Origin of the sequence: Streptococcus sp. 3874 (assembly GCF_013276425.1) — a bacterium.
Lineage (GTDB): Bacteria > Bacillota > Bacilli > Lactobacillales > Streptococcaceae > Streptococcus > Streptococcus pseudopneumoniae.
Window position 1 is genome coordinate 1 of sequence record NZ_VMLA01000092.1, and the last position, 6,270, is coordinate 6,270.

Annotated in this window: 3 protein-coding genes and 1 pseudogene; all 4 read left to right on the forward strand. The window is 38.8% G+C overall.

Features of this window, described 5'->3' with window-relative positions; genetic code table 11:
- Positions 1-321 (forward strand): hypothetical protein (locus HT703_RS08905; RefSeq protein ID WP_172930038.1); only part of this gene is annotated, 321 nt, incomplete at its 5' end.
- A gap of 97 nt (positions 322-418) precedes the next feature.
- On the forward strand, positions 419-4,030 hold the full coding sequence (locus HT703_RS08910; RefSeq protein ID WP_007284821.1) for a trypsin-like peptidase domain-containing protein: 3,612 nt from the start codon (positions 419-421) through the stop codon (positions 4,028-4,030).
- Between the two features lie 288 nt (positions 4,031-4,318).
- Positions 4,319-5,281 (forward strand): Rpn family recombination-promoting nuclease/putative transposase, encoded by a 963-nt coding sequence (locus tag HT703_RS08915; protein ID WP_000603328.1) that lies wholly within the window; start codon positions 4,319-4,321, stop codon positions 5,279-5,281.
- Positions 5,282-6,181: 900 nt separating this feature from the next.
- A pseudogene (locus tag HT703_RS08920) lies at positions 6,182-6,270 on the forward strand (D-alanyl-D-alanine carboxypeptidase family protein); the annotation flags it as partial.

Here is a 6,270-nt window from a genome sequence, read left to right on the forward strand (position 1 = left end):
GACGAAGTCAGCTCAAAACACTGTTTTGAGGTTGTAGATAGAACTGACGAAGTCAGCTCAAAACACTGTTTTGAGGTTGCAGATAGAACTGACGAAGTCAGCTCAAAACACCGTTTTGAGGTTGCAGATAGAACTGACGAAGTCAGCTCAAAACACCGTTTTGAGGTTGCAGATAGAACTGACGAAGTCAGCTCAAAACACCGTTTTGAGGTTGCAGATAGAACTGACGAAGTCAGCTCAAAACACCGTTTTGAGGTTGCAGATAGAACTGACGAAGTCAGTAACATATACATACGGCACGACAAGGCTGACATGGTTTGAAGAGTATGGAACAATCATAACTTATTTGAAGATTTTAAAAGATTGTAAGCTATTATATCTGGATAAATAAGTATTAGAAACTAAAGTGAGGAAAAAGATGTTTTTATATTTAAAAGGTTTAGGAAAATTTCGTAAGTCAAAAGCTTATGGATTGGTGGGATGTCTGGCATTGGTGAGTATGATTGGATTGTCGATTCCTGATTTACCAGTTGTTGGAGGAAGAACAGTGTATGCTGACGTCATTCAAGGTGGCGATGATATAAAAGATGTGAGCGTTCATGAGAAGTCCGCTGAGGGTGTTGCTATGACTTATACCACTTATGATAGTGGTACGAGTGGAAAACAAACCGCGTCTGGCAGTGGTGTCTTTGTAGCGCCGAATGTCATGGTAACCGTAGCTCATAATTACTATGATAAAAACCAAGAAAACAAGTCCGCGGTCTTGCGTGGTGGGGAGTCTGCTCGTAGTTATGTTGTGATGAACTCAGAGACGGAAAAGAACAATAAAGTACCTACTTCTGGTGTATCAGAAGCTCTTGAAAAAGACTCTATTCACTTATATAACGGCAACGACTTTGGTAAAGACTATAGCAACGACTTAGCAGTAGTGGTAACTAAAAAGCCTGTAGAAGCTATGACGGGTGGTGAGGACTCTCCAAGAGAGTTGAGCCATAAAGAGGTTTCTACTGGTGATAAAATCACTATGGTAGGTTATCCCAATGATTTTTCGACTCCGAATTTAAGTGAAGAAAACAAGAAGAGGTTGAAAGATGGTAAGGCTTATTCAGTCTCAACAACTGTAAGCAGTGTCAATAAAGAGAGCGGTGCAGTCACTTATCATTCCTCAGCTTTGGGAGGTTTTTCAGGTGCTCCTTTGTTTAATGATAAGGGAGATGTAGTCGGTATCCACCAGCACGGAACAAATACTTCAAACGCTCCTGAGAGTGAGCGTATTGGGGGTGGTACGATTTTTACGGAAAAGCACAGAGCTTGGATTCGTTCTATGATTGATAAATATGGTATAAAGGGTTGGTATATAGATGGTGCAAACCGTTACTATTATGATGAAAATCACAGAGCCTTAAAAGACGTAGAGTATGAGATTGACGGTGCTTTGTATCGTTTTGATGAAAAAGGTCGAGCGACTTTAGTAAAAGGTGAAGAAAAAGGCCGCGTTCTACTTCGAGTGGAAGATACTAAAGGAACTCCTTTGATTTCAGATAAGGTTGTTCAGGAAGGTCCTGTTGGAAGTGGTTTGAATTTTCATTTAAGACAAAATCCAGACTTCAAACAGTTAATAGCAACTTCCCCAACAGCTAAAGTGGTATCTTACAATGGAGTTTCTGTCAACAAACTAGTAAGTGATACTAGTTGGTCTGATGAGTATGTCAGTAAGTTAGCTTTAGGTAATACCATTATAAAAGCTGTTGTTGACTCAGTAAATCCTTCATCTACTTCGTCTTCTGATTTCGCAAGAACTGAAGTTGGTAAGGTTGACTTGAGTGGCAAATCCAACTTACCTATGCCTAGTAAAGAGGTGTTACAAGCTCCGAATGGCTCAGAAAATTTCTATGCTACAACGCACATTCAAACGCCAGATGGGTCGGGGTCAGGTACTTTAATTGCACCCAATTTGGTGTTAACAGTCGCTCATAATTTTTTAACAGTTAAAGGTTCTGAGGTCGTTACGAAATCTGGTCGCACCAATACAGTGTATAAAGCAACCTTACCGAATGGGTTGTCTGTGCATTTTTCAGATGATGATATTGTTTATTGGAATAAAAAAGATTCCGTATTTGGATTTAAAAATGACTTAGCCTTGGTTCGACTAAAAGAAGATTTCAAAGCGGTATCTCCTGTAGAGGTGGTTTCTGAGTCAACTTCTATCGCTAAGGGTGAAAAAGTTTCGGTTTATGGTTTCCCGGACGGTCGTTTATCTCCAGTCTTGGATAGTGAAGTTGTAGATACTACTGATTTCGGTTCAGGTATTGAGGGTATCAGCTATGAAGGCACAAAACCCGGAGCGTCTGGTGGTGGTCTTTATAATGACAAAGGTACTTTAATTGGAGTTCACCAAAATGGTGTTGTAGGAAGCCGCAGTGGTGGTTTGGTTTTATCAAAAGAGCAACTGGATTGGGTTCGTTCTTATATTGAAGGTAAACCAAAAGAGCCTGTCTATGTAAGAGATGAAGTTTTGGTGGATGAGAAGGATAAGGATAAACTTCCTTCAACTCCAAAAGACGAAAAACAAAGTACACCTAAAATAGAGTCTGATAAAGATAAAGTAGAACCTCCTCTCAAACCGCAAAAGGAGCCGGAAACAGAGGTTATTACCACTTACGAAGGTGATAGTACCCTTGAGGTTGGAAAAGAGCGTACAGAGGATACTAAGGGTGAAAAAGAAGGTGTTCCACTTATTTACCGAGTAGTGTATAAAGGTACTAAGCCGAAAGTAGAAAAAGAATCGATTGCTTTTGATACTCTTTACCAAGGAGATGAAACAAAAGAGCTTGGTTTCCGTTCAGTTGTAGAGGGTAAAGGAGGGGTGGTTACTCGAACTACTACTTATCAAGTAGATAAGTATACAGGAGCGGTATCTTCTCAAGTTTCTGAGAAGAAAATAGCTCCTCAATCCAAGGTGATTACTTTAGGTATTAAACCCAACAGTGTCATAAAAGAACTTCCGATTACAGAGCGTTTTGAGGACTCTGAAGAGTTAGAGAAAGGGAAAACGGAGGTTGTTTCGGAGGGGTATGTAGGTAAAGAAGTTACTAAGGTGACTTATAAGGTCTTAGCTGATGGAAAGATTGTTGAAAATTCTCGTACAGTCGAGGTTACACCTATGAGAGAACGTGTGGTTCTTAAGGGTGTGAAGGAAGTGGTGTCATCGACGGAAGAAAACTCAAGTAATCTCAAAGAGGAAGTGGTATCTCCAGATAAAGTAGAGTTTCTAGTTCCAAAAGATGCGCCGATCAGAGAAGAACTGCCTGCGTCTAGTGAGGAATTTTCAGAATCAGAGGTTTTAGTATCGGGAGAAAAAATACCAGGCGACCTTGGGAAGTCTATAGTATCTTCAAAAGAACTAGTCCCTGAAAGAGTGGAAGTTCCAGACTTTGTGGCTAAAGTTACAGGTGGAGAAAAATTGACAGTAGAAGGGCACCGAGATGAGAGAAAAATAAAGACTCCATCAAAACAGGAAAGATTATCTAGCCCAGAAACCACTGCTCAATTCACAACGAACGGGACAGGTTCGTCATCGTTAACAGCTGTTTTTGGCGTTGAAGCGGATAACATGTCACTTTCTACTGTTGAACATTCTGTTATTACATATAATCAACAAAGAGGATGGCATAAGATAAATAATCAGTGGTATTTTAGAAATTCCGATGGGAAAGAGCGGACAGGCTGGATGAAAGAAAATGATGCATGGTATTATTTTGATGCGAATGGAATCATGCAAACCGGTTGGATACAGGATACAGACGGTAATTGGTATTATCTCAAGGATAATGGCATGATGGAGGTAGGCTGGTTCCAAGATTCAAGTGGTGCGTGGTACTACTTAGGATCATCTGGTTCCATGGAATCCAATACATGGATTTATTATAAAGGAAAGTGGTACTATATCGATGCTTTTGGGAAACTACTTTTCAATTCGCTAACACCAGACGGCTATAGAGTGAACGAGTACGGGGAATGGATCAACTGATTTTGCTTTATGACCTATTGATGAGCAAGCGAGTAGTATAAAAAACATTAGAATTAATAGTCTAGGAAGTGGTAAGAGTTCTCTAAAACGGCTGATTTTGTAATCTTTTTTGTAAAATAGAGTCTTTAATAAATAATATGAGCAAGATTTATCTCTTTACAAGTGATTAGGATTAATAATTTTTAACTTTCTCGCTTCTTTTGTCTTTCTTTTCCGAATAAATAGATAGTAGCAGTAAATCTAGTAAACCTAGATTTAAAAATGTGCTATAATGAAAGGAGAGGAAATATGATTCTAAGACATCCGGGCATTAGCCCGACCAATGATTTGGTTGCTAAGAAAATTTTCAGCAATCCAGAAATCACTTGTCAATTTATTCGCGATATGCTGGATTTACCAGCAAAAAATGTAACTATTTTGGAGGGAAGCAATATTCACATCTTGCCATCTCTGCTCTACTCGGCTCAGGATTTTTACACTAGTATAGACGTCTTGGCGGAGTTGGATAATGGGACACAGGTTATTATTGAAATCCAAGTCCATCATCAGAATTTTTTCATCAATCGTTTATGGGCTTACCTGTGTAGTCAGGTCAATCAAAACCTAGAAAAAATTCGTCAACGTGAAGGTGATACTCACCAGAGCTATAAACATATCGCACCAGTTTATGCTATTGCCATCGTAGATAGTAATTACTTCCAAGATGATTTGGCCTTTCACAGTTTTAGTATGCGCGAAGACACGACAGGTGAGGTCTTAACTATCACAACTAACGGTCAAGAAAACCATTTGGTCAAGATGGCATTCTTGGAACTAAAAAAATATAGAGAAACCAGCAAAGACGAGGTTCGCAAGCCGTGGTTGGAGTTTTTCGGGAATAAACCCTTTACCCAGCACCCCGAGCGAGCCATCAGCCAGGCAGACCAACTGCTGGACTACAAGAGCTGGTCCGAGGAGGACAGGAGAATGTTTAGTGAACAACGCAGACGCGAAGAACAAGCCTTGTTAGCGCACGACTATGCCTTGGAACAAGCTGAGGAAAAAGGGTTGGAACGTGGTCGTGCAGAGGGGATTGAACAAGGCATCGAAAAAGGTATTGAACAAGGACTTGAACGTGGGAAAGTTGAAGGAAGTTTGTCTATGCTACTAAATCTAGTCCGCCAAGGTCTCCTGACTTCCGAGGTTGCCAGTCAGCAGTTGGGCATGACCGTTGCTGAGTTTGAAGTATTATTGAAAGACCATCATAAATAAGAATGTTGAATCTCAAATTCAAGTTAGGCAGAGAGAAGAAATTTTCAGAGAGATTTGCGATCCAACTATTTTTTAGGACAATCATTGCTTCACCTCTCGATGAAGGCAACTTTTTTAGAAGTCGTTTTTTTAGGTAAGAGGATTGACTTTAGGAAATCATCTACGAGTCAGTTTTTTTAAGTCCTCATATAGAGACTCTAGGCATAAAATCTTAAAAATCACAAACACGCATAGTATCAGGTAATTAAAAAAACTTGATATTATGCGTTTTATAGTGCATTGAATCTATATTAGGACACAACAATTCTTAAATCATTGTTAGAAATTGGTTTGAATTTTCCAATCAATTTGTTCGATTTTTACATCATTGCATTATATCATGTGACTATTAACCTTGTTTTCTCCTAAAATTGACTTTCTTGTTTTCTTATCTTGTCCACTCGAAACAGATCTTGTAAGAAATCTACTTATTTTTGAAAGTACTTTTAATGTAGTTGATATAGTTAAAAAGATTTGAAACTAAATTCCAAATTAGAAAAAGACTTGAAATGCTAAAAAAAAAAAGTATACTCTAATTGAAAACGGTAACAAAACTAATTTAGAGTATTTCTCTCTTAAAAGTTCTTGGTGAAACGAGATGTAGAAAGGAGATTTAGCCAAAGAGTCTATTAGTGCTAGAATAATAGATTAGAATTATTTTAGAAAAACTAATACTCAATGAAAATCAAAGAGCAAACTAGGAAACTAGCCGCAGGCTGTACTTGAGTACGGCAAGGCGACGTTGACGCAGTTTGAATTTGATTTTCGAAGAGTATAAGTCGAATGTTTATCGTCAGAACTAGATAACCTATTAGAAATAAAGCAGTAGAAATGAAAAAAAGATACCGTGTCTAGACAGACTTGATATCCTTGAGTCTAGCAGCTTGTTCACAAGAAAAAGCAAAAAATGAAGACGGAGAAGCTAAGACAGAACAGACAGCCAAGGCTGA

Excerpts from the sequence above, each read along its gene's own strand:
- HT703_RS08915 (WP_000603328.1), top strand. The coding sequence starts at position 4,319 with ATGATTCTAAGACATCCGGGCATTAGCCCGACCAATGATTTGGTTGCT.
- HT703_RS08910 (WP_007284821.1), top strand. The coding sequence starts at position 419 with ATGTTTTTATATTTAAAAGGTTTAGGAAAATTTCGTAAGTCAAAAGCT.